This is a genomic window from Nonomuraea sp. NPDC049750 (genome assembly GCF_040659625.1).
GTDB lineage: Bacteria > Actinomycetota > Actinomycetes > Streptosporangiales > Streptosporangiaceae > Nonomuraea.
Genome location: NZ_JBFANB010000057.1, coordinates 1 through 19530 on the forward strand (window position 1 = coordinate 1; position 19530 = coordinate 19530).

Consider the following 19530-nt stretch of genomic DNA (forward strand, 5'->3'; position numbering starts at 1 on the left):
CGCCGCCCGCCCGTGCCAGTCGGTCAGCCGCCTGGCCGCGATCCTGACCACGTCGGCGGGCTGCCAGCCGTTGCGCCACAACCCCGAGATCGCACGGGTCACGACCTCCACCAGCACGCGATCGGCGTCGTCCCGGTCGGCCAGGAAGGCGGCGGCGGAGTCGAAGGCTGCCTCATCCTCGCGGGTGAGGGCCTCCATCGCCGCGCCGATCAGCTCATCAGCCTTACTCACACGTGCCGTCCACCTTGAAGAAAGTCCGCCAGAACCCTACCGCGACGAAGCCTCGTCCTCTGCTCACCGGCGCGGTGGAAGGCGGCGAGGTCCTGACCGACCCCGGCTGACCATGTACCGCGTCAAAACGCGACCACGACGGCTCTGACCTGTGGTTTGCCGGGGTTCGTACCCGCACGAAAGATCGCGTCTTGTGCCTGTTCGCCTGCTCTGTCTGATCACGCTTCGAGTGTTCGGCCGGCTGATGTTGCCGGGCCGCGGCCAGGCGTCGAAGGACGCGGAGATCATGGTGTCGCGTCATGAGGTGGCGGTGCTGCGGCGGCAGCTCAGCCTTCCGCCGCGACCTGTTCGATCATGGGAGCTTGTACGGCGGCCAGCACGGCGGCGGCGAAGGGCAGGGAGTGATGCGTGGCTCCCCAGCCGATGCCGAACACCACGGAAGCGGGATCGTTGTTGGGGTTGGAGAGGGCCTGGTGCCCACGGATGCGCAGCCGCAACGACCCGCGAGCGTCCTCCAGCGCATGCCACTCGACGCCCTCGATCTCGGTGATCGGGTAACGCCGGTCACCTGCCGTGTACTTGGCCGGGGAAGCTCCGGACGAGAACCAGGTGAAGGTGACAGCCTGCCCGTCGAAGGCGGCCTCACCGTCCCATGCCTTGAAACTACGCGGCACCGAAGGACCGGCGATCAGGAACCGCTCAGCCGGACCGCGCTCGGACAGGGCCGCGCGCATCTCGTCGGCATACTGGTCGGCCAGCGTCTTCGTGGCGGCGGGCAGCACCAGCCGGTACGGATCGAGCGACTCCTGGAGCTGCCCCGTTGCCGCGGACATGACCGGATCGGCTCCCTCCCGGGGAACCACCCGCAACACCACCCTGCCGCGTGCACCAGGCTCCAGCATGACATCGGCCAACGCGTGGTACGGCACGAACCGCTCACCGAGCTCCATGCTCAGTTTCGACGCCTTACCCGGCTCAGGCGTAATGCGCAGCCCCCCGTCCTCGAACTCCCACGCGCAACCTCGCCCCTTCAGTACGTCACCCATGCAAGCAAGGATAGGTGCCCGAACACTGGCGGCTGCGCAGACGGGCGGCCACCGCGACGAGCCGGCCGGGCCTGGGCCGAAATCGATCCCGCGCCTCGGGTTCAGCATGCGCCGATGACGCTCGCCCCCCGCACCTTCCAGGGCCCCGCGATGTCAGCAGAACGCGAGGGACCCGTCCGGCCGGACGGGAACCCGGCGTTCCCAGTGCACGTAGTCGTCCTCCGCCAGGGCGTCCTCGTCGATGGTGACCCCCCAGCCGGGCCGGTCGGGCCGCAGCTCCAGGTGCCCGTCGACCGGCTCGTACGGGTCCGGGCACCAACTCGTCGTCTCCGGCTTGTACTCCAGGATCGAGAAGTTGCTGCACGCCGCGGCGAAGTGCACGTTGTGCGCGGTGGCCAGTGGCCCCATCGGGTTGTGGGGCGCCACCATGGTGTTGAAGGTCTCGGCGAGGGTCGCGATGCGCCGCATCTGGGACATGCCGCCCACCACGCAGATGTCCGGCTGGACGATGTCGGCGCCCCCGTGGGTGAGCAGGTTCAGGAACTCGTGGGGAGAGTACAGGCTCTCCCCGGTGGCCAGGGGCACCCGCAACTGCTGGCGCAGGTAGCCCCAGGAGGCGAAGTGCTCCGGGCGCAGCGGCTCCTCCAGGAAGAGCGGGTCCATCGGCTCCAGGGCGTTGCCGAGCTGAACCGCCTGGTAGGGCTCGAAGATCTTGGCGTGCGCGTCAAAGGCGAAGTCGAACTCCTCCGGGCAGCGCCGCCTGACCTCCTGAGCCCATTCCGCCGTCTCGGCGACGACGAGGCCCCAGCGTCTGGCGTGCAGGTCCGTACGGAACGGGCTCAGCTTGAAGGCGCTGAATCCGTGGCTCCGATGCAGCTCGGTGGCCTGGCGGCGGCACTCGTCGGGGTCGGGCGCGGAGTAGAGCCCGCAGTAGACGCGCACCCGATCCCGTACGGCGCCACCGAGCACCTGGTAGACGGGCACGCCGAGCGCCTTGGCGGTGATGTCCCACAGCGCGTGGTCGATGGCGGCGATCGCCGCCAGCCCGAGCGCCCCCTGCGGGAACCTGGCGGTGCGCAGGAGGAGCTGGGACACGTATTCCACGCGCCGCGGGTCCGCACCCCTGATCTGCTCGCCGAGGTAGTCGAGCAGAGGGCCGAGGGCCAGGTCGGGACCGTGGTTGTAGGCCTCGCCCCAGCCGCTGACGCCCTCATCGGTGTCGACGCGCACCAGCACCCGGGGACGCTCGCCGACGCGCTGCACGAACGAGCGCAGGCCGCTGATCCTCATGACGCGGCCACGGGCAGGGGCCCGAGGTCGTCGGCCTTCGCCCACTCGGTGAGGATCCGCGCGACCTCCTGCCGTTCGGGTTCGCCGAGGACGGTGCTCGGCGCCCGGACCGCGCGGTCGCACAGGCCGAGCTGGTGCATCGCCTCCTTGACGACGCTGACGTTGTTGGCTCCGCCGTCGACCGCGCGAAGGTGCTCGAACCGCGCGATGTCGAGGAGCATCCGCTCCGCCGCCGGATAGCGCTCCTCGCGCAGGGCGTCCCTGAGCCGGAGCGAGAAGGCGGGGTTGACGTTCACCAGACCGGAGGTGAAGCCCTCGGCCCCGTGGACGGCGTAGGACAGCGCGTACGGTTCGGCCAGCCCGGCGATCCAGACGAACCGGTCGGGGCCTGTCTCCGCGCGTAGCTGCGCGAAGCGGTTCACGTCCGTGACGGCGTACTTCACGGCGATCACGTTGGGGCACAGGTCGCCCAGCCGCGCCAGCAGCCGACCGTCCACCCAGGCGTTGCGCAGGTAGAGGACCAGGGCCAGGTCCGGCACCGCGTCGGCGATCTCCCTGTGGTAGTCGAGCCAGCCCTGGGCCGACACGTGCGGGTGCACCGGCTGGTGCACCATGACCATCCGGATGCCGTGCGCCGCCGCGTGGCGGGCCTCCTCGACGGCGGTGGCGACGTCGAGGCCGATCCCGGCCAGGAGGTGCGCCTCTCCCCGCGCGGCCTCCGCGGCGGCCGTGATCAGCTGAAGCCGCTCCTCGGCGCTCAGGGCGTAGAACTCGCCGGTGTTGCCGTTCGGGGTGAGCACGTTGACGCCCGCGTCGACCAGGCGGCGCAGCAGCGTACGGTACAGCGCGAGGTCGGGGACGCCGCCGACGTAGGGCGTGACCGGGATGGCGACGACGTCGCGCAGGGCCCGGGAGAGCTCACCGAACCTCATTGCCGGCCTCCTTGATCTGCTGGAGCGCCCGCTCCTGGAACACACTGATGTGCTGCGACACGAGCCGGGCCGCCTCGTCGGCCTGCCCGTTCAGTGCCGCCTCGAGAATCTGCCGGTGCTCCTGCGCCTCGTCCTCCCAGGAGGGACGCTGGGACCAGACGTTGACGGAGATGAGGGCCGTCTGGTCGCGCAGCTGGTCGAGCACGCCGACCAGCACCTCGTTGTCGCAGTCGGCGTAGAGGGCGCGGTGGAAGTCGCGATTGGCGAGGCTGCGGGTCACCTCGTCCGTGGCCTCGTCCGACTTGCGCAGGGCCTCGCGGGCGAGCCGGCCGCCGTCGCGCAGTCCCGCCTCGACGCTTCGCCGCACCGCGGCCGGCTCGATCAGGCACCGGGCGTCGAACACGCTTCGGGTGAGGCGCTCGTCGACCTTGCGGACCGTCACCCCGGTGTATTCGCTGATGGTGACCAGGCCGGCGCCGCTGAGCGTCTTGAGCGCCTCGCGCACCGGAGTCTTGGAGACACCGAAACGGCTGGCGAGCTCCACCTCCACGAGGGACCGCCCGGCCGGCAGCTCGCCGCTCAGAATGCCGCGACGCAGCGCTTCGAGGACGAGAGCCGTCCTGGAAGACGCTTTGATCGCGCCCAACGCTGTCTCACTCACCCGCACTCCTTCACTTGTCGTCGACCACCGTAACCGGCGCTCCGTCTCGCCGTCCGGGGATCGGGGGGCACATGGCCCGTTGTATAGAACCGACCATACCCTAAATCTCATATCTCATGTACCGTATGGCAACCGCACAGCGGAGCGCAGTTCTTGGTGAACGAGAGGAAAGACCCATGACCCGTCAGCAGCATCCGGCCGAGGTCCTCGGCCGGCACGCCTTGTCCCGGCGCGGCTTCATCCGGACGGCGGCACAGGCCGGCGTCGCCATGGGCCTGGCGTCCGCGGTGAGCGCGTGCGGCGGCTCAGGCGGCGGCAGCGGCGGCGCCGTCACGCTGCAGCTGTGGGACACCGACACCCGCCCGGAGCGCACGGCCAACCTTAAGAAGCTGATCTCGATGTTCGAGGCCAAGAACCCCGGCATCCGCATCAACTACCTGGGCCTGCCCACTGACCAGTACATGCAGAAGATCAACACCGCGATCGCCACGCGCTCCACACCCGACCTGCTCACCCCGAAGGCGTCCGACCTCGCGGCCCTGGTGGCCCAGAACGCGCTCGCTCCCCTGGACGAACGCCTGAAGAAGGCCGGCCTCGAACAGCAGATCTCCGAGCAGATGCTCAAGTCCTCCCGGGCCGCCGCTCCTGACGGCAAGCTCTACCTGACGCCCACCACCAGCCTCGCCGACGTGATCTACTATCGCGCCGACTGGTTCAAGGAGGCCGGGCTGAAGCCGCCGACCACCTGGGCGGACTTCGACGCGGCCGCGAGCCGCCTCACCGACGCCTCCTCCGGCCGCTTCGGCTACACGCTGCGCGGCGGCAACGGCTTCTTCGGCCAGCTCGTGCAGATGGTCTATCCACGCGCGGGCGTGAGCACGTTCTTCCGCGAGGACGGCTCCTCCACGCTGGACGACCCCGCGGTGATCGCCGCCTGCGAGAAGTACGTGGCCCTGTTCGGCAAGCAGACCGCGCGCAGCGATCTGACCGCCGACTTCAAGACCATGGTGGCCCAGTTCGGCAACGGCGGCGCGGCCATGTTGAGCCACAGCATCGGCTCCTACCCCAACCACGTCGCCGCCCTGGGAGCCGAGAAGGTCGGCGCCGTCGCCCCCTTCCCCGGGCCGGACAACCAGGTGCTGACCGGCTGGATGACGACCGGGTTCGCGATGTTCCAGAAGAGCGAGCACCAGGAGGAGGCCTGGAAGTTCCTCGCCTACACGATGGAGCCCGAGGGCAACAGCTTCTGGGCCCAGAAGTCCGGATACCTCCCGGGCAACAAGACGGTCGCGAAAGAGAAGTGGGTGACCGAGAACGCCGCCATGAAGGCCGCGCTGGACGCCGCCGCGAAGCCCGGCGTCGTGACCCTGGAACAGCCCTACTACCTGCCGGAATTCTCCTCCATCACCGTCACGGACCTGCTTCCGGAGTGGCAGAAGGTGCTGCAGGGCAGCCTGACACCCCGTGACTTCCTCACCGCCGCGGCCGCGGCCCTGACCACGGCCAAGCGCAAGTACGACAAGGAGCACGGATGAGCTCCACGACCGCCGAACCGGTGCGCCGCCCACTCGCGGCGCGCCGCCGCCCCACCGGGTCCCGGGCCGGGCACGCGTACCTGCTGATCGCGCCGGCCGTCGTGCTGGTGCTGGTCTTCCTGTTCTATCCCGTGCTCAGCGTCTTCTGGGAGAGCCTGCGCCACCACAACCTCACCCGGCCCCTCGACGACGGGTTCGCCGGCCTGGACAACTACCGGGCACTGCTGGCCGACGAGGTGTTCTGGCGGAGCCTGCGCTTCACCGCCCAGTGGGTGTTCGTGGAGGTGGGGCTGCAGTTCGTGTTCGGCCTGGCGCTGGCGCTGGTGCTGAACCGCACCTTCGTGGGCCGCGGGCTGGCCCGCGCCCTGGCGTTCAGTCCATGGGCGGTGTCGGGCATCCTCACGACGACGATCTGGATCCTGCTCTACAACCCCACCACCGGCATCGGGCACTACCTGGCGTCCATGGGCATCGGCGAGTACGGGACCTCCCTGCTGTCGGAGCCCGGCACGACCTTCTGGGCCCTGGTCATCGCCGAGCTGTGGAAGGGCATCCCGTTCTTCGCCATCCTCATCCTCGCCGACCTGCAGTCGGTGCCGCTGGAGCTGTACGAGGCGGCGAACGTCGATGGCGCCGGGCCGTTGCGCCGCTTCTCGTCGGTGACCTGGCCGCACATCCGCAAGGCCGTGGTCATCGCCACGCTGCTGCGGGCGGTGTGGGAGTTCAACAACGTCGACCTGCTGTACACCATGACCGCCGGCGGGCCGGCGGGTTCGACGACCACGCTGCCGCTCTACGTGGCCCAGACCGCCATCCACGACCAGGACTTCGGCTACGGCTCCGCGCTCACCGTCACGGCGTTCCTGCTGCTGACCTTCGCGTCCATGGTCTACCTGCGCATCAGCAACGGCGATTCGAAGGAGGGCAAGTGAGCCTCCGCATCAGCTCCGGCGATCCCAAGGAGGGCAAGTGAGCCTCGCCACCCGTGACGACGTCGGGCGAGTCCCGGCGGAACCACCGACCCGGCGGGACCCGACCGGCGCGCACGCGGCCCGCAAGCGACGGCGCTCGGTGGGCGACCGCCTGATGCTGTGGTTGCCGCTGACGCTGTTCCTGCTTTTCACACTCGTCCCGTTGTACTGGATGGTGCTGTTCGCCTTCCGGCCGACGGGTTCCACGGCCCTCGTGCCGTGGCCCATCACCCTGGAGAACTTCAGCAGGGTCTGGGAGGGCTCGGGCTTCGGCGTCTACTTCCGCAACAGCATCGCCGTCGCGGTCGCCAGCCTCGTCGTGTCGACGGTGATCGGCATGCTCGGCGGGTACGCGCTCGCCCGCCTCACCTTCCGCGGCAAGAACGTCTTCCTGGTCATCATGCTGTGCACGCAGTTCATCCCGGGCGCCATGATGCTCATCCCGCTCTTCCAGATCTTCAACGGGCTCTATCTGACGAACAGCCTGTGGAGCCTGATCATCGCCGACACCGTCTTCCACCTGCCGCTCTCCCTCGTTCTCATGGCGGGCTTCATCAGAAATGTGCCGGTCTCCCTGGAGGAGGCGGCTCAGGTGGACGGGTGCGGCCGGATCCGCGCGTTCTGCGCGGTCGTCCTGCCGCTGCTGAAACCCGGAATCGTCGCCGTCGGATCCTTCGCGTTCATCAGCGCGTGGAACAACTTCTTGTTCGCCATCATGTTCATCAGCTCGCAGGACCGGTTCACCGTGCCCGTCGGGCTGAGCTACCTGCTGGGCGAGTTCGGCAGCGACTTCGGCGCTCTCGCCGCCGGGGGCCTGATCGCCGTCGCGCCCGTCGTCGTGCTCTTCGCGTACGTCCAGCGCTTCCTCATCCAGGGGTTGAGCGCCGGCGCGGTCAAGGGCTGACACCGGCGTGCGGTTCGCTGTGGATCCCACATCCGCCCGCCACCCCGGCCGGGCCGGGAATCGCCGCGCGGACCGAGGCGAGCCTCCAGCGGCTGGTCACCATCTTGCGCGAGCTGAGGGTGACCTGGGCGCGCATCGGCGCCGCCCTCCAGATCACCCGGCAGTCCGCGTGGGAGCGGTTCTCCAGCGAGGAATAGCCCTCAGATCTGCGTTCGCAACCTCCACAGAATGCATCATGGGCAACCCGAGCACATGCGTCAGGTATCGAGCAAACTCACGTGCCACAACACGCCGGATGAGAAATCACTGACGCTGAGGCACGCGCGCCAGCGCAGGACACGGACACGGACATACCAAGTCAGATAAGACAGAACCTCATACGTATTTGTACGCGATGACCTCGCCATCGCGCGCCGTCGGCGCGTTGTGCGAGGCGGCGTGGGCTGCCCAAACTGAGTGACGGCTGGCGGCCGCTGCGCCCGGCCCAGCTACGGGGGGAGCTGGGCCGGAGAAGCTTCAGGGGCAACCACGGCTCGCCCGGTAGCGTCTCAGGTGGCGTGCCTGGCGTGCTTGATCTCGGCGGACGGGAACGGCGTCCGCTTGCTCGTGTTGAGTAGGCGGTGGTGGAACTCGTTCAAGATGACGGCCGCCGGGGCGTGCCGGTCGATGATCGCGGTCGTCGCGGGCGGGACGTCGTCGGGCTGTCGCCCTGCGATCCATTCCCGCAGGAACGCCCGCTGGTCGAGGTCGCCGCGCAGGTCGTCGAGCAGGTGGTGGTGCAGCAGATGGCCCGTTGTGTAGCAGTGGTCGTAGTCGAGATGCTCGGACAGGAACGCCCGCTCGGCCGCGCTGAGCTCGAAGCCGGAGCTCAGGGCGAGCCCGAAGTCGGCGAAGTAGAGCCGCTGGCCGTCGGTCAAGATGTTGACGAAATGGGCGTCGAAGTGGACGAGCCCGCGAGAGCTCATGAAGGCGGTTCCGCGTACCAGAGCCTCCTCCACCCAACGGTACGGCGATCCTCCTCCTTGACCCAGCGGGGCCTGGGGCGAGTCGGCCAGCCAGGCGGCAAGCGTCTGCGGCAGGTGTTCCAAGAAGAGCACGAGACTGCATGTTGAGCGGCCGACGGCCTCCAGGCGTTCACGGACGGCCGGCGAGCCCTCCCAATGCGCGACCGCCCCATCGATGCCACCGAACTCGTCGGCGAACCCTTCGGGCCGGGAGTCGGGTAGAACCCGCCAGTGGTACATCAGGGGAAAGCCCTCATACTCCCGTCCGAGGACCCAGTTGGTGGTCATGATGTGGACGGCCAGCTCACGCCAGCCTCCGAACCCGGCCGACCCCACCCCGTACTGGTAGAACAGCGGCAGCCCGAACAGATTCGCCGTCGAGCGCACATTCTCAGGCCGCAACTCGACGTCGGTCAGCGGGATCCGCTTGATGAAGACCCGCCTCCCGCTGACGTCCATCTCCGCCGACCTGCCGCCGATGCCGGACCCGAGCCCGCGGGCTTCCGCCACGGCCTGGCTGAGTCGGCGGTCGCTCAGCAGTGACAGTTGGGTAGAGACCGCCCCGTAGGCGGCCAGGCGCGCGGCGTACTGCGAGTCCGAGTTGGGCATCAGTGGTGGCTCCTGAGTCTTCCCCGCCGGGGTGTTAGCGAGCTATCGGCAAGATCGGCCCTATTCGGGGCTTGATCGAGAACGGAACGGCCAGCGGCGTTAACGCGAGCTGAAAACGGCGCGATCGGCGGGTGGGATCACTGGTTGGCTGGAGACATGCGAACGGCACGGCGGGCGTGGGCGGAGACTCCCCCCGCGCTCAGAGACGAGGTCGAGCGGCACCTAGGGTCCCCGGTGCGAGAGGTCGAGGACCGAAAAGGCGGCTTCTCATGGGGGATCGTGGGCTTGGCCACCCTCGCCAACGGCGAGAAGGTCTTCGTCAAGGCGATCCAGTCGAGCCCGGACGCCGTCGACGACCACCGGTCCGAGATCGGCGTCTCTGCGCGGCGGCGAAGGCGCTGACGCCGTCGCCGGTCACGGGCGTCCCCACCGTCGCCGCGCGCATGGAAGGGCGTTGCGAGACATGGCGGGCGCTCGAGCGCGACGGCACGCACGACATCGTGTCCACCGCCGCGCTCGGCAGGTGGGAACGCGAGCACCTGCGCCTGCTCGCCGACCTCGAGCTCCACTGGGACGAACTCGTCGTCGGGGAGACGTTGCTGCACTTCGACCCCAGGTTCGACAACATCCTCATCGACGATCACCGCACCGCCCGCCTGGTCGACCGGTCGCGCGCGTGCACCGGCCCCGCGTGGGTGGACCTCGTATGCCTGCTGATGGAGTCGGACCTCGGGGCGCGCGATCCGCAAAAGATCTTCCTCGCTAGTCCGGCCGGACGCAACGCCGATCCCCTGCGGGTGAACGCCTTCCTCGTGGCGCTCGGCAGCTACTGGACCCACACGGCCACGCTACCCAGCCCCGACCACGCACCCCACCTGCGCAAACGGCGAGAGCATTCCAGACGCGCCACGATGAGCTGGCTAAGATCGCGATGGGCGGGGGACGGCGCGAAGCCAGATGTCGGCACCGTCCGGTAGACGACGGCGACCCCCACCACCAAACTCCGCTGTCTCCCGCGAGGGGCCAGCGCGCGATTACTCACCCGAACCGCTATAGGCCGTCCCGCTGTTCCTCAACCCCCCGGGGAACTGCTGGGCGCCAGCCGCTGGGACGGCGCGGCCTTCGACCGCCAGGAGGTCAATGACCAGGCTCGGCTCCTTGGCCCAGATCCGTTACTGCGTCGTGTTGACTGCCGCTAGTGGGCTAGCAGGCCCGAAAATAGGCGCACAGAGCTGGCGAGCACAAGATATTCGGGGGCACCCATGAAGGCAATCGTCGTGATGGATCAGACCGCGGAAGCAGCCGGGATCACACTCGCGGAGCGGCCTGAGCCGACGCCGGCGATCAACGACGTCGTCGTTGAAGTCCACGCGTCGGGCTTCGTCCCCGCGGAGTGGGAGTGGCCCTCGACGTGGGTCGATCGCTCCGGTCACGATCGTGCCCAGGCGATCATCGGCCACGAGTTCGCCGGAGTGGTCTCCTCCCTCGGCTACGGCACGACGGGACTCTCGCTGGGACAGCGGGTGTTCGGGATCACGGACTGGCACCGCGATGGAACGCTGGCCGAGTACGCGGCCGTGGAGGCACGCAACCTTGCGCCGCTGCCGGGGAACGTCGACTTCACGGTGGGTGCGAGTCTGCCGATCTCCGGCCTGACCGCGTGGCAGGGCCTGTTCCAGCACGGTCGTCTTCAGGCGGGGCAGAGCGTCCTCGCACACGGCGCCGCCGGCGCGGTCGGATCTATGGTGACGCAGCTCGCCCGGGAGTTCGGCGCCTACGTCATCGGTACCGGTCGGGCGGCGGACCGCCAGGCGGCGCTCGACTTCGGCGCGAACGAGTTCCTCGACCTCGACCACGAGGATCTCGACGACATCGGCGGGGTCGACCTGGTCTTCGATGTCATCGGCGGTGATATCCAAAGGCGCTCGGCGAGCATCATCCGGCCTGGCGGGACGCTGGTGTCGGTGGTCGGATCTGTTGAGGCTCGCCCTGTCGACGGCTTGGCGGTCGACTTCGTCGTCGAGTCCGTTCCTAGTCAGCTGGTGGAGATCGTCGACCGGGTGCGAGACGGGCGCCTTCGCACTCACATCGGAACAGTGGCCACCCTCGACGACGCCATCCCCGCGCTCAACCCGACCGAGCGGCGCAAGGGCAAGACCGTCATTCGCGTACGCTCCTGAGCGCCCTGGAATAGGCCGACAGCGCCGTCACGCTGACACTCTACTGACGCGCGATCGGCACCTGACCCGACGACGACGTCTGTGGGGCCGCTCAGTGCGCACCAGAGCGACCTGGCCGCGCTTCCCGAGGACGGCGGCGATCGCCTCGCGCAACCGCGGCGTAGAGCTCCAGCTGCGGCTGAGCGCCGAGGAACTCGTAACACAGCTACTCGCGTCGGTGGCGAGATCTTCGACCAGCGCGGCGCGGGTCTCGCCCTCGGCCTGGAGTTGTTCGATGGTCCAGCGTCTCGACCAGGCGCCACAGCGCCGTGCGGGCCCGGATGCCCGGATGTCCGCGATCCATTCCTCGCGGCTGAGGTTCCGGGTCGAGCCCCGGGCGCCTCACCGTCAATGACATGGGCGGACTCCCCGATCGTTGTGATCAGAAAGTCCGCCCGGTTGCATTTCGAGTTGCAGTTAGGTCCAGAGTGCGTGGCCCATGCGAACTGCTGCTTCGGTGGGGAGCGTCGCCATGATGTGGGTGTAGGTCTTGGTCGTGGTCAGTTGTGGGCGGCTGAGAATTTCTTGAACGACGCTGATGTCCATGCCCCGTTCGATGAGGAGTGTCGCGGCGGTATGGCGTGCGTCGTGGACGCGGGCGTCCTTGTCCACCTCGGCCACGCGCGGACAAGCAGGAGAAGGCCCGGCAGGCAGCCGCGGAGGGGCGGGGCGACCCTTCCAGGGGCGTGGACTCGACTACCTGCCGGACGATGAGGCGCGACGAGACGGGGAAGGACCTGCCCCGTCCCCCTCCGAACGGGGACTCACCGCCCCGCCGCGCCCGCCTGTTACTTGGCGATGTACTCCGCCAAGACGTTCGCCGCACCCTCCACGTCATCGACCGGATGCCGCTTCTCAGCGCTCTGCCAGGAGAAGTACGCGCCGCCGTACCCGATGAACACCCACACCGGCAGCCCCGGTTCAGGCTTGCGCACCAGAAGCGCGCTGTTGTTGTCCCGCAGGTCGGCATTGACGCCGAGCCTCGTGAGCGCGTCGCGCAACCGCATGAGCAGCTCACCCTCCTCCTGGCCCTGCGGAAAGCCAGACACCGCCGCCAGCATGATCGGATTCATCTCCCGCTCCTTTCGGCCCGGCCGCTTCCGAGGCAGTCGAGACACTTCCGCTCCCCACCTGTGCTCTGATCTCCGTCGCCGATGAGGAGCGCCCGGCGCGAGTTGCGCAGCTTGATCCCCCGACCCCGGCCAGCAGGGCAGGGCGACGTCTTGCTTGTCTCGTCTGGCCGGATCACCGTCGACATCCCCCCGTTCATCCGGCGTTCTCTGTGGCCGGGAAGCCGCGTAACGTACCGTGGTTGCTTGATGACAAGTCCACCGACAAGCCGGCGACGATTCGCTGGCCGGGAAGTGCCCCCACGTGCGCTACCCCCAAGAACGGAAGCAGATGGTGCGCACACAGCGAGGAGAACGGCGCATCACGGGCCAGCATCAGCTCGTGCTGCCCTTCCCGATTGGGGAAAGTAGTGAATTCCCACGCTGGACAGCCGAGCAGTTCCGCCAGCCCGCCAGCATCCGGGCCGGCGTTCGGTCAGTGGCCTCGCTGTCACCGCTCACGCCGATGGCCGCGAGGAGGGCAGCGGCGGCTCGTTCAGCCGCTTCCACGTCGATGCCTGGCGATCCCGGGAACAGGTCTGCGGGCAGGCGATTGCTTTCGGGGTGTGCGATGAGCACCTGATCTCCTCCGATCGAAGTCCCGGCGAGCACCCTTAGCCAATCGCGCGGCAACGGCGCAGGCCACGGCATCAGTGACGCATCCATGCGGCACCTATGCGGCATCGCAGCCGCTGAGTGGGCACGTCCCGTACGCTGCCCTTGACGGGACCACATGTGGGCGGAGGTGCGCTGTGGCTGGCAAACGCAGACGCCTCGCCGATCGAAGGAAGGCGCTCGGCTACAGTCAGGAATTCTTCGCTGATCAGCTTGGGATCGACCGGACCACCGCGGGACGGTGGGAACTGGGGAAGACCGAGCCCTGCCCGTACATCCGGCCCAAGATCTGCGATCTTCTGAAGGTCACCGCGGACGAGTTGGATCACCTCCTGGTTCTTTGTGAAGAACCCGAGAAGCCTTCTCTCGCCTCCACCTCGGCACCGGTCGTCATAGGCCAGGTCGTGACTGAACCCCAGCCGACGGGTGAAGCTGACGACATGTACCGTCGCGAACTCCTCCGCCTGCTGAGCATCGCGGGCACGCTCATGGTGCTTCCCTCGCTGGCCAACGCCGACATCCAGGATTGGGCCGGCCAATCCGACGAAGCCGATGACCTAGAACAGCATGCGCTGCTCAGCAGCCACCTCTGGCAGGTCTTCGCCTTGTCCAAGTCGAAGCGCCTGGTCTACCCACTGGTCCATGACCAGCTCAAGCTTCTCGTCAAGCAACTGGACCAGGCCCATTCAGCACGAGCCCGCCAGCAACTGTGCGTCTTGGCCTGTGACCTTTTCCAGCTTGCGGGAGAGATCTGCTTCGACAGCAACCGCTACACCGACGCCACCTACTGCTACACCATGGCCGTGACCGCCGGCCGCGAAGCTCGCTGCTACGACCGCTGGGCCTGCGCTCTCACTCGCCAGGCGTTCGTCAACATGTACGACCATGAATACCCCGAGGCCACTGCGGTGCTCTCGGCGGCTGCCCGCATCGCCGAGCAGGGCGACAGCCAGCTGTCCACGCGGCACTGGGTCGCCGCCGTACAGGCCGAGGCATTTGCCAGAGACGGCGACCGAGCAGCCTGTGAACGCGCCCTCGACACCGCCGACCAGGTTCTCGACCTCGCAGGTCCCGGCAGCCCTGGAGGTTGGCTCCGCTTCGACGGCTCCCGCCTGGCTGAGGAACGCGGTACCTGTTATCTCACTCTCGGGCAGACGGACCTCGCCGAGGCATCACTCCTCGCGGCACTCAACCAGGCCACCTCGCTTCGGCGCCGTGGCAGCCTCCTCACTGACCTGGCAGCCCTCGGCATTCAACGCCGCAACATGGATCAATTCCTGCATCACGCGGGGCACGCCGTGGACGTGGCCGAGCAGACGCAATCCGCCGGATACGTCGGCCGCAAGCTCCACGGCATCCAAAAGCAGCTCCAACCCCTTCTCGCCGACAAGCGGGTGGTCCAGTTGAACGATCGCATCACCCGTCTGTCGGCCCCCGCCCAACACTGAGAGGACCATGATGCAGACTGCGACGGACGAGCAGGGCCGCGCCTTCCGCGAAGCATGGATCGCCGGGGTGAACAAGCACTACCCAGGCGAGCCCAAGTCTTCCTACGTCGCTCCGTGGGAGGAGACGCCCGAGTGGGAACGCCGAGCCGCTGCCGCTGTCTACATCCAAGTGCGGACCTTCGTCGAGGTTAGTGCTGGCAGCACCGCGAAGCTGACCCGCGAACAGAGAGGCCGCTTCGTGGCCCTGTGCTGGATCGCTCAAATCCATAAGCACATTGAAACTCCGAAGCCGTCCTATGTGGCCGATTGGGAGGACCTTCCCGAGTGGCAGCGTGAGACCGACGCGGATATTTTTCAACGTATCGAAGAGGACGCTGCGCATCGCTAAAGCAGCTTGCTCGGGGATGGTCCGGCTGCGGGGGCGTGGCCTCCAGGGTGACGGTGGTGCCGTTGGCGTCGCTCTCGATGGTCAGCCGGTTGACCCACTGCCGGGCCTGCCACAGGCTGAGCCGCCCGCGCTCGCCGCCATGGCGCACCGCGTTGGTGGTGATCTCGTTGACCGCCACCAACGAACCGGTACAGGTCCGGCCCGCTGAGGCCGTGCCGCGCGGCGTACCGCTCCACCAACCGGCGCAGCAGCACGAGCGTGCCGAAGTCGAAGTCGTACCGCGTCTCCGGACGGCGCTCCCCGACGGCGACAGAGCCGTACACATGGGAGCCCACCCCAGGGAATGGCGTCCTTCGCGCAGGTCAGTGCGCTGTCGTGCGCGGATGGTGCACCCAGCCGTGCGAGTCGGGGGCACGGCCGGTCTGTACGGCCATGAGCTTCTCGCGCAACCGGAGGGTGAGGGGACCGGGCCGGCCGTCTGCCATCTGCCAGGCGGTGGTGCGTGTGCGGGCCCGGCCGACGGGGGTGATGACAGCGGCGGTGCCGCAGCCGAAGACTTCGGTGATCGAGCCGTCCGCCGCGCCCGTCTGCCACTCCTCCAGGCTGATGCGGCTCTCGCTGACGGGGTGGCCGAGGTCGCGGGCGAGGGTGAGGACGCAGTCGCGGGTGATCCCAGGCAGGAGTGAGCCGGTGAGGGCGGGGGTGGTGATCTCGGCGGCAGGGCCGTGGCCGCGTACGAAGAAGAGGTTCATGGCGCCCACTTCCTCGATCCAGCGCCGCTCGACCGCATCGAGCCAGACCACCTGGTCGCAGCCGTGCTCGGCGGCGTCGTTCTGGGCGAGGAATGCGGCGGCGTAGTTCCCGGCGAACTTGGCGGCGCCGGTGCCACCCGGGGCGGCTCGTACATAGTCCTCGGCGATCCACACCGACAGGGGTCTGATGCCGTCGGGGAAGAACGACCCGGCCGGGGAAGCGATGAGCAGGAACAGGTACTCGGCCGAGGGCCGGACGCTGAGCGTGCTCTCCGTGGCGAACATCAGCGGCCGCAGATACAGAGAGTGCTCAGCGGCGTCGGGAACCCAGCACCGATCCTGACTCACGAGCAGCTCACATGCCTTCATGAACAGCTCGACGGGTAACTCCGGCATGGCCATCCGGCGGGCGCTCGCCTGGAAGCGGTGCGCGTTGGCCTCGGGCCGGAACAGCGCGACCGTACCGTCCGGCTGCCGGTACGCCTTGAGCCCCTCGAAGATCGACTGGCCGTAGTGCAGCCCTGTGGCGGCCGGGTCGATGGTCAGCGGGGCGTAGGGGCCCAGTGCGGCGTCATGCCAGCCCGCCTCGCCGGTCCACTTGATGGTGACCATGTGATCTGTCATGTACCGGCCGAAGCCGGGCGCGGCCAGAATCTGCTGCCGCTCGGCATCAGGGCGCAGGTGAGGATGCGGTTTGATGGTGAACTGCGGGAGCGTGAGGGGCATCTGGGTTTCCCTAACGGGCGAGTGCTCACCGTGGTGCGCGGTCAGCGGGTGCGGAACAGGTTTCGGAGGACTGGCTACGGGCCAGGGATGCGGGCCGTCGAGGAGCCTGCGCAGGGCGCGGCCGAACTCGATGAAGAACCGCTCGCGCGTCTCGGCGGTGGTGCAGCCCGGTAACAGGCAGGGGTCGAGATCTTCCAAAACCACGTGCAAGCAACTGCCCGTTGCCCGTGCGTACAGCGTAGACCCACTGGATGCCGGGGTGAATGGCATCGACGAAGGAGAACGGCACGGCAACCAGTTCGACATTGCGGTCGAGCTGTGCTGGTGATCGCGGGTTGACTTCGAGTTCGGTTGAGATTGCCGGCTGGGGGTGACATCAACCGAACAGGGGAGAGCAACGTGCGCGCGTGGTGTGGTTGACGGAGTTCGGCAGGCCCGAGGTGCTCCTACCTGGAGATGCGCCCGACCCGGTCCCGGGGCCTGGGCAGATGTTGATCGACGTCGCCTACGCCGACATCACCTTTGTGGAGACCCAGTTCCGGTCGGGCGCGCCGTCGCCGTTCAAGCGGGAGCTGCCGATGATCCCGGGCAACGGCGCCGGGGGCATCGTCACGGCGGTCGGTGAGGGCGTCGACTCCGCCCTGGTCAGCCAAAGCAGGGCCGGTGCCCACGTACCTGACGTGTGCCCTGGCCGGCGCGCTCATCGATACCGCCGTGGAGATCCTCTGGATCCGCTCCGGTGCTTTCGCCTACCCCTACGCCATCCGTGAGGTATCACTGTTCGCCGGCCACTGGTACCAATCGCCATTGCGGGATCGCCGACGCCGACAAGCTGACCAACTGGCTGGTGGTCGACGTCCCGACATGATCTCTCAACGGGTCGGTGCTCGTCGTGGAGGTGGATGCTGATCCCTCGAAAATCGTTGGACGTCTGTCGGACCTCCTGCGATCGTCCGCACCGTGACAAATGAAGCCGATCGCCAGACGTCGTTCCCCACTAGTTCGAAGCACGTGCGCTTCGTCGAGTTGTCGAGCACTGCGCTGTCCGCTCTGCTCGATGGGGATCTGCCCGCGGCCAGCAACGCGGCCGGGGTCGCGCTGACGGAGTACTTCGTGACAGACAGAGCACGATGGCTGTGGCGGATTCGGATCGACCAGATGGCCGCCGATCCCCGCCACGCATCGTGGATAGCGCGGCAGGCGGTGACGGGGCCTGAAGGTGTCGTCGTCGGTCATGCCGGGTTTCACGGACCGCCCGATGAGGCGGGCATGATAGAGATCGGCTACGCGGTTGCTCCTGACTTCCGTCGCCAGGGGTATGGCCGAGCCATCTTGATCGAGTTGCTGCGTCGGGCCGCGGCCGAACCGGCGGTCAAGACCGTACGTGCGACGATCAGTCCCGATAATGTGGCGTCCCTGGCCACGATCGCCGGCTTTGGCTTCGTCCAAGTCGGCGAAGACTGGGACGAAGAGGACGGTCTCGGACTCATCTTCGAAGTCCCTTCCAACCGCCGTACTCATTGACCAACTGAGTGGCGGCTTGCCGTACCCGAGCCGCTCGTTGTTGGGTCGGACCGGGACGCCCTGCCGTAATTGCTCACGGTGGGTTTCCCCGGCCCGCCCGCCGCCCCCGGCGTGCGCGTCTCCACGCACCGGGCGCTCCACGTGTCGTTGCCGTGGTGCCCCGCTCTGGGCGGCTGCCGGTGTCGGGGTCCAGGGGGTTGGGATTCCGTGCCCCCGGTAGCGGTATCGGATCACTTTGACGCTGGTCGCGCCGGTGAACTCGACTCCGTGATGAACGATCTTCCAGGTGCCTGGCCAGCAGACCCTCCGCATCGGTTCTGGCACCGGACACGAGTTTCGGGCACTCACAGGACAGAGCCGGCTGAGTTGATTATCAGTTTACCCGGGCCAAACAATGAACTTAGGGTGCATTCAGTGAAAATCAACTCCCTCCTGGCAGCATTCGATGGATAGGGCGCGATCGATGCGCCACCAAGATCGAAGAAAGCAGGGAAATGAACTTCCGGAATATCTTCCGCGCGTTAGGCGCGACGTTAGCGGTGGGGACGGTCGTGCCGGCCGCAACGCCTGCGGCGATCGCCGACACGGCCTCCACCCCCGCTGCCGGCCAGTGTGAGTGGGTAGGCATCATATCCCAGGAAAAAAGCCGTGCCTGGAGTGCCAGCAACAGCGAAGTGGGATACAAGGAGGGCATGCTTACCGCTACGGCGGCGTTGCTGGGAAGCCGGGAGACTTTTAAGCTCTGCAACCTCGACAATACGAACTACGTCATCGCCGCGTTGACGACAAAAAAGTATGTGAGCGCCGAACTCGACTACTCAGGCGCCGACTACGGCATGCTCCGCGCACGCTCGACCGGCGTCGGAGACTGGGAGAAGTTCCGTTTCGAGTGCACCGGAAGCCTCTGCGCCATCAAGTCTTCCAAGAACAACAAATACGTGAGTGCCGAGTATGCCTACGAGGGTAGCGGCTACGGCATGCTCCGGGCGCGCGCCGATACCGCCGGGCCGTGGGAGAAGTTCTACGTCCGACCGTCCCCAAACGCCTGACCCCCTGGGGCGGCAAGTCATAAACCAGATGACCTGAGATACGGTTGCACAGAAGTCGAGCAAGGGGTGAGGCCTTCTCACCTCCTGCTCGCTGTGGGCGGACGGTGTGACGATGATCGCCGACGGGGTTTCCGTCGCTGATCGTCTCGGACATGCCGGATTCGGGGCCGGGGAGTTGGAGCCGTACGCGGATTGTTCCGCGCTTGCCCGGCCAAGCCTGATACGGCCAGCCGGAGCGGCCCGGCCACGGACGACCGAAGCGTACGGACGGGCGCGGGACCGGACTGCGGCAGCCGGGGCGATCATGTCGCTGATCAACGTCAGCTCGGCAAGCTGCTGCTGAGCGGTCTGGGTGCCGGCGCGTAACAGTGCGCCCTGGCTGACCTGCCAGCCGATCAGCCGGTCGAAGCCGTCCAGCACCGAGCCGAGCAGGAAACGCAGCTCGCCGAAGTGCTCGGTCATCACCTGCAGGGCGTGGGCGAGGCCGTCGCGGTTCTCGGTCCGCATCGCCTCCAGC

22 protein-coding genes and 1 pseudogene are annotated in these 19530 nt (G+C 67.7%); 12 read left to right on the forward strand and 11 right to left on the reverse strand.

From position 1 onward, the window contains the following. From AB0J16_RS57960 to AB0J16_RS57980, 5 genes and pseudogenes are all read right to left on the reverse strand, one after another. Positions 1-231: pseudogene (locus tag AB0J16_RS57960) on the reverse strand (hypothetical protein); the annotation flags it as partial. A 326-nt stretch (positions 232-557) separates the two neighbouring features. Continuing rightward, entirely contained in the window at positions 558-1277 is a 720-nt protein-coding gene (locus AB0J16_RS57965; protein ID WP_225294783.1) for a DUF4429 domain-containing protein, read from the reverse strand. A gap of 153 nt (positions 1278-1430) precedes the next feature. Next, a complete protein-coding gene (locus tag AB0J16_RS57970) occupies positions 1431-2567 on the reverse strand; it encodes a mandelate racemase/muconate lactonizing enzyme family protein (RefSeq protein ID WP_358557461.1) in 1137 nt (378 codons plus the stop codon). Next, entirely contained in the window at positions 2564-3499 is a 936-nt protein-coding gene (locus AB0J16_RS57975; RefSeq protein ID WP_358557464.1) for a dihydrodipicolinate synthase family protein, read from the reverse strand. Before AB0J16_RS57975 ends, AB0J16_RS57970 begins: the two co-directional genes overlap by 4 nt. Next, positions 3486-4160, reverse strand: coding sequence for a GntR family transcriptional regulator (locus AB0J16_RS57980; protein WP_358557467.1), 675 nt, complete (start codon positions 4158-4160; stop codon positions 3486-3488). Before AB0J16_RS57980 ends, AB0J16_RS57975 begins: the two co-directional genes overlap by 14 nt. Before the next feature lie 176 nt (positions 4161-4336). On the opposite strand from AB0J16_RS57980, the gene AB0J16_RS57985 reads away from it, so the two are divergent. The 3 genes from AB0J16_RS57985 to AB0J16_RS57995 are packed head-to-tail and all read left to right on the forward strand — an operon-like array spanning position 4337 to position 7570. Beyond that, positions 4337-5695 (forward strand): sugar ABC transporter substrate-binding protein, encoded by a 1359-nt coding sequence (locus AB0J16_RS57985; RefSeq protein WP_358557470.1) that lies wholly within the window; start codon positions 4337-4339, stop codon positions 5693-5695. Beyond that, positions 5692-6627 (forward strand): sugar ABC transporter permease, encoded by a 936-nt coding sequence (locus AB0J16_RS57990; RefSeq protein WP_358557473.1) that lies wholly within the window; start codon positions 5692-5694, stop codon positions 6625-6627. The genes AB0J16_RS57985 and AB0J16_RS57990 overlap by 4 nt, the downstream gene beginning before the upstream one ends. Before the next feature lie 37 nt (positions 6628-6664). Next, positions 6665-7570, forward strand: coding sequence for a carbohydrate ABC transporter permease (locus tag AB0J16_RS57995; protein WP_358557475.1), 906 nt, complete (start codon positions 6665-6667; stop codon positions 7568-7570). Positions 7571-8118: 548 nt separating this feature from the next. Here the strand turns inward: AB0J16_RS57995 and AB0J16_RS58000 are convergent. Then, positions 8119-9183 carry a protein kinase family protein gene (locus tag AB0J16_RS58000; RefSeq protein WP_358557478.1) on the reverse strand — a complete coding sequence of 355 codons (1065 nt, stop codon included), beginning with the start codon at positions 9181-9183 and terminating at the stop codon, positions 8119-8121. A gap of 156 nt (positions 9184-9339) precedes the next feature. Here AB0J16_RS58000 and AB0J16_RS58005 point away from each other — a divergent pair, with 156 nt between their 5' ends. The 3 genes from AB0J16_RS58005 to AB0J16_RS58015 all read left to right on the forward strand — a co-directional run bounded on the left by AB0J16_RS58005 (position 9340) and on the right by AB0J16_RS58015 (position 11363). After that, complete coding sequence (locus tag AB0J16_RS58005) at positions 9340-9585, forward strand: hypothetical protein (RefSeq protein WP_358557481.1); 246 nt, start codon at positions 9340-9342, stop codon at positions 9583-9585. A gap of 41 nt (positions 9586-9626) precedes the next feature. After that, a complete protein-coding gene (locus AB0J16_RS58010) occupies positions 9627-10160 on the forward strand; it encodes a phosphotransferase (protein ID WP_358557484.1) in 534 nt (177 codons plus the stop codon). 285 nt (positions 10161-10445) lie between these two features. Next, positions 10446-11363, forward strand: a complete 918-nt coding sequence (locus AB0J16_RS58015) for an NADP-dependent oxidoreductase (protein ID WP_358557487.1) — start codon at positions 10446-10448, stop codon at positions 11361-11363. Positions 11364-11819: 456 nt separating this feature from the next. Here the strand turns inward: AB0J16_RS58015 and AB0J16_RS58020 are convergent, their stop codons facing one another. The 4 genes from AB0J16_RS58020 to AB0J16_RS58035 form a co-directional block, all read right to left on the reverse strand. Then, a complete protein-coding gene (locus AB0J16_RS58020) occupies positions 11820-12023 on the reverse strand; it encodes a tyrosine-type recombinase/integrase (RefSeq protein ID WP_358557490.1) in 204 nt (67 codons plus the stop codon). Between the two features lie 167 nt (positions 12024-12190). Beyond that, on the reverse strand, positions 12191-12475 hold the full coding sequence (locus AB0J16_RS58025; protein ID WP_358557492.1) for a hypothetical protein: 285 nt from the start codon (positions 12473-12475) through the stop codon (positions 12191-12193). Positions 12476-12668: 193 nt separating this feature from the next. Continuing rightward, the gene (locus AB0J16_RS58030; RefSeq protein ID WP_358557495.1) at positions 12669-12848 is read right to left on the reverse strand and encodes a GTP cyclohydrolase I; all 180 of its coding nucleotides are present in this window, start codon (positions 12846-12848) and stop codon (positions 12669-12671) included. Further along, a complete protein-coding gene (locus tag AB0J16_RS58035; RefSeq protein ID WP_358557498.1) occupies positions 12848-13177 on the reverse strand; it encodes a hypothetical protein in 330 nt (109 codons plus the stop codon). Before AB0J16_RS58035 ends, AB0J16_RS58030 begins: the two co-directional genes overlap by 1 nt. An 86-nt stretch (positions 13178-13263) precedes the next feature. Here AB0J16_RS58035 and AB0J16_RS58040 point away from each other — a divergent pair, with 86 nt between their 5' ends. Together AB0J16_RS58040 and AB0J16_RS58045 are read left to right on the forward strand one after the other, a co-directional pair. Beyond that, on the forward strand, positions 13264-14574 hold the full coding sequence (locus tag AB0J16_RS58040) for a helix-turn-helix transcriptional regulator (RefSeq protein WP_358557501.1): 1311 nt from the start codon (positions 13264-13266) through the stop codon (positions 14572-14574). Positions 14575-14581: 7 nt separating this feature from the next. Further along, on the forward strand, positions 14582-14962 hold the full coding sequence (locus tag AB0J16_RS58045) for a hypothetical protein (RefSeq protein ID WP_358557504.1): 381 nt from the start codon (positions 14582-14584) through the stop codon (positions 14960-14962). A 362-nt stretch (positions 14963-15324) separates the two neighbouring features. Here AB0J16_RS58045 and AB0J16_RS58050 read toward each other — a convergent pair whose 3' ends face one another. Further along, positions 15325-16440, reverse strand: coding sequence for a branched-chain amino acid aminotransferase (locus AB0J16_RS58050; protein ID WP_358557507.1), 1116 nt, complete (start codon positions 16438-16440; stop codon positions 15325-15327). Between the two features lie 407 nt (positions 16441-16847). Between AB0J16_RS58050 and AB0J16_RS58055 the strand changes: the two genes are divergently transcribed. The 4 genes from AB0J16_RS58055 to AB0J16_RS58070 all read left to right on the forward strand — a co-directional run bounded on the left by AB0J16_RS58055 (position 16848) and on the right by AB0J16_RS58070 (position 19013). Then, complete coding sequence (locus AB0J16_RS58055) at positions 16848-17210, forward strand: hypothetical protein (protein WP_358557577.1); 363 nt, start codon at positions 16848-16850, stop codon at positions 17208-17210. After that, on the forward strand, positions 17155-17349 hold the full coding sequence (locus AB0J16_RS58060; protein WP_358557574.1) for a spirocyclase AveC family protein: 195 nt from the start codon (positions 17155-17157) through the stop codon (positions 17347-17349). Before AB0J16_RS58055 ends, AB0J16_RS58060 begins: the two co-directional genes overlap by 56 nt. A 51-nt stretch (positions 17350-17400) precedes the next feature. Further along, positions 17401-17964, forward strand: coding sequence for a GNAT family protein (locus tag AB0J16_RS58065; RefSeq protein ID WP_358557510.1), 564 nt, complete (start codon positions 17401-17403; stop codon positions 17962-17964). Positions 17965-18458: 494 nt separating this feature from the next. Continuing rightward, positions 18459-19013 (forward strand): hypothetical protein, encoded by a 555-nt coding sequence (locus tag AB0J16_RS58070; RefSeq protein WP_358557512.1) that lies wholly within the window; start codon positions 18459-18461, stop codon positions 19011-19013. The last annotated feature ends 517 nt before the right edge of the window (positions 19014-19530 follow it).

What these genes read in the sequence shown, in the direction of transcription:
- AB0J16_RS58000 (WP_358557478.1), bottom strand. Translation starts at nt 9,183, where the DNA reads ATGCCCAACTCGGACTCGCAGTACGCCGCGCGCCTGGCCGCCTACGGG.
- AB0J16_RS57970 (WP_358557461.1), bottom strand. Translation starts at nt 2,567, where the DNA reads ATGAGGATCAGCGGCCTGCGCTCGTTCGTGCAGCGCGTCGGCGAGCGT.
- AB0J16_RS58025 (WP_358557492.1), bottom strand. Translation starts at nt 12,475, where the DNA reads ATGAATCCGATCATGCTGGCGGCGGTGTCTGGCTTTCCGCAGGGCCAG.
- AB0J16_RS58010 (WP_358557484.1), top strand. Translation starts at nt 9,627, where the DNA reads ATGGAAGGGCGTTGCGAGACATGGCGGGCGCTCGAGCGCGACGGCACG.
- AB0J16_RS57965 (WP_225294783.1), bottom strand. Translation starts at nt 1,277, where the DNA reads ATGGGTGACGTACTGAAGGGGCGAGGTTGCGCGTGGGAGTTCGAGGAC.
- AB0J16_RS58070 (WP_358557512.1), top strand. Translation starts at nt 18,459, where the DNA reads ATGAACTTCCGGAATATCTTCCGCGCGTTAGGCGCGACGTTAGCGGTG.
- AB0J16_RS58035 (WP_358557498.1), bottom strand. Translation starts at nt 13,177, where the DNA reads ATGGATGCGTCACTGATGCCGTGGCCTGCGCCGTTGCCGCGCGATTGG.
- AB0J16_RS58030 (WP_358557495.1), bottom strand. Translation starts at nt 12,848, where the DNA reads ATGCTGGCCCGTGATGCGCCGTTCTCCTCGCTGTGTGCGCACCATCTG.
- AB0J16_RS58050 (WP_358557507.1), bottom strand. Translation starts at nt 16,440, where the DNA reads ATGCCCCTCACGCTCCCGCAGTTCACCATCAAACCGCATCCTCACCTG.
- AB0J16_RS57990 (WP_358557473.1), top strand. Translation starts at nt 5,692, where the DNA reads ATGAGCTCCACGACCGCCGAACCGGTGCGCCGCCCACTCGCGGCGCGC.
- AB0J16_RS57975 (WP_358557464.1), bottom strand. Translation starts at nt 3,499, where the DNA reads ATGAGGTTCGGTGAGCTCTCCCGGGCCCTGCGCGACGTCGTCGCCATC.
- AB0J16_RS58015 (WP_358557487.1), top strand. Translation starts at nt 10,446, where the DNA reads ATGAAGGCAATCGTCGTGATGGATCAGACCGCGGAAGCAGCCGGGATC.
- AB0J16_RS58005 (WP_358557481.1), top strand. Translation starts at nt 9,340, where the DNA reads ATGCGAACGGCACGGCGGGCGTGGGCGGAGACTCCCCCCGCGCTCAGA.
- AB0J16_RS57985 (WP_358557470.1), top strand. Translation starts at nt 4,337, where the DNA reads ATGACCCGTCAGCAGCATCCGGCCGAGGTCCTCGGCCGGCACGCCTTG.
- AB0J16_RS58045 (WP_358557504.1), top strand. Translation starts at nt 14,582, where the DNA reads ATGATGCAGACTGCGACGGACGAGCAGGGCCGCGCCTTCCGCGAAGCA.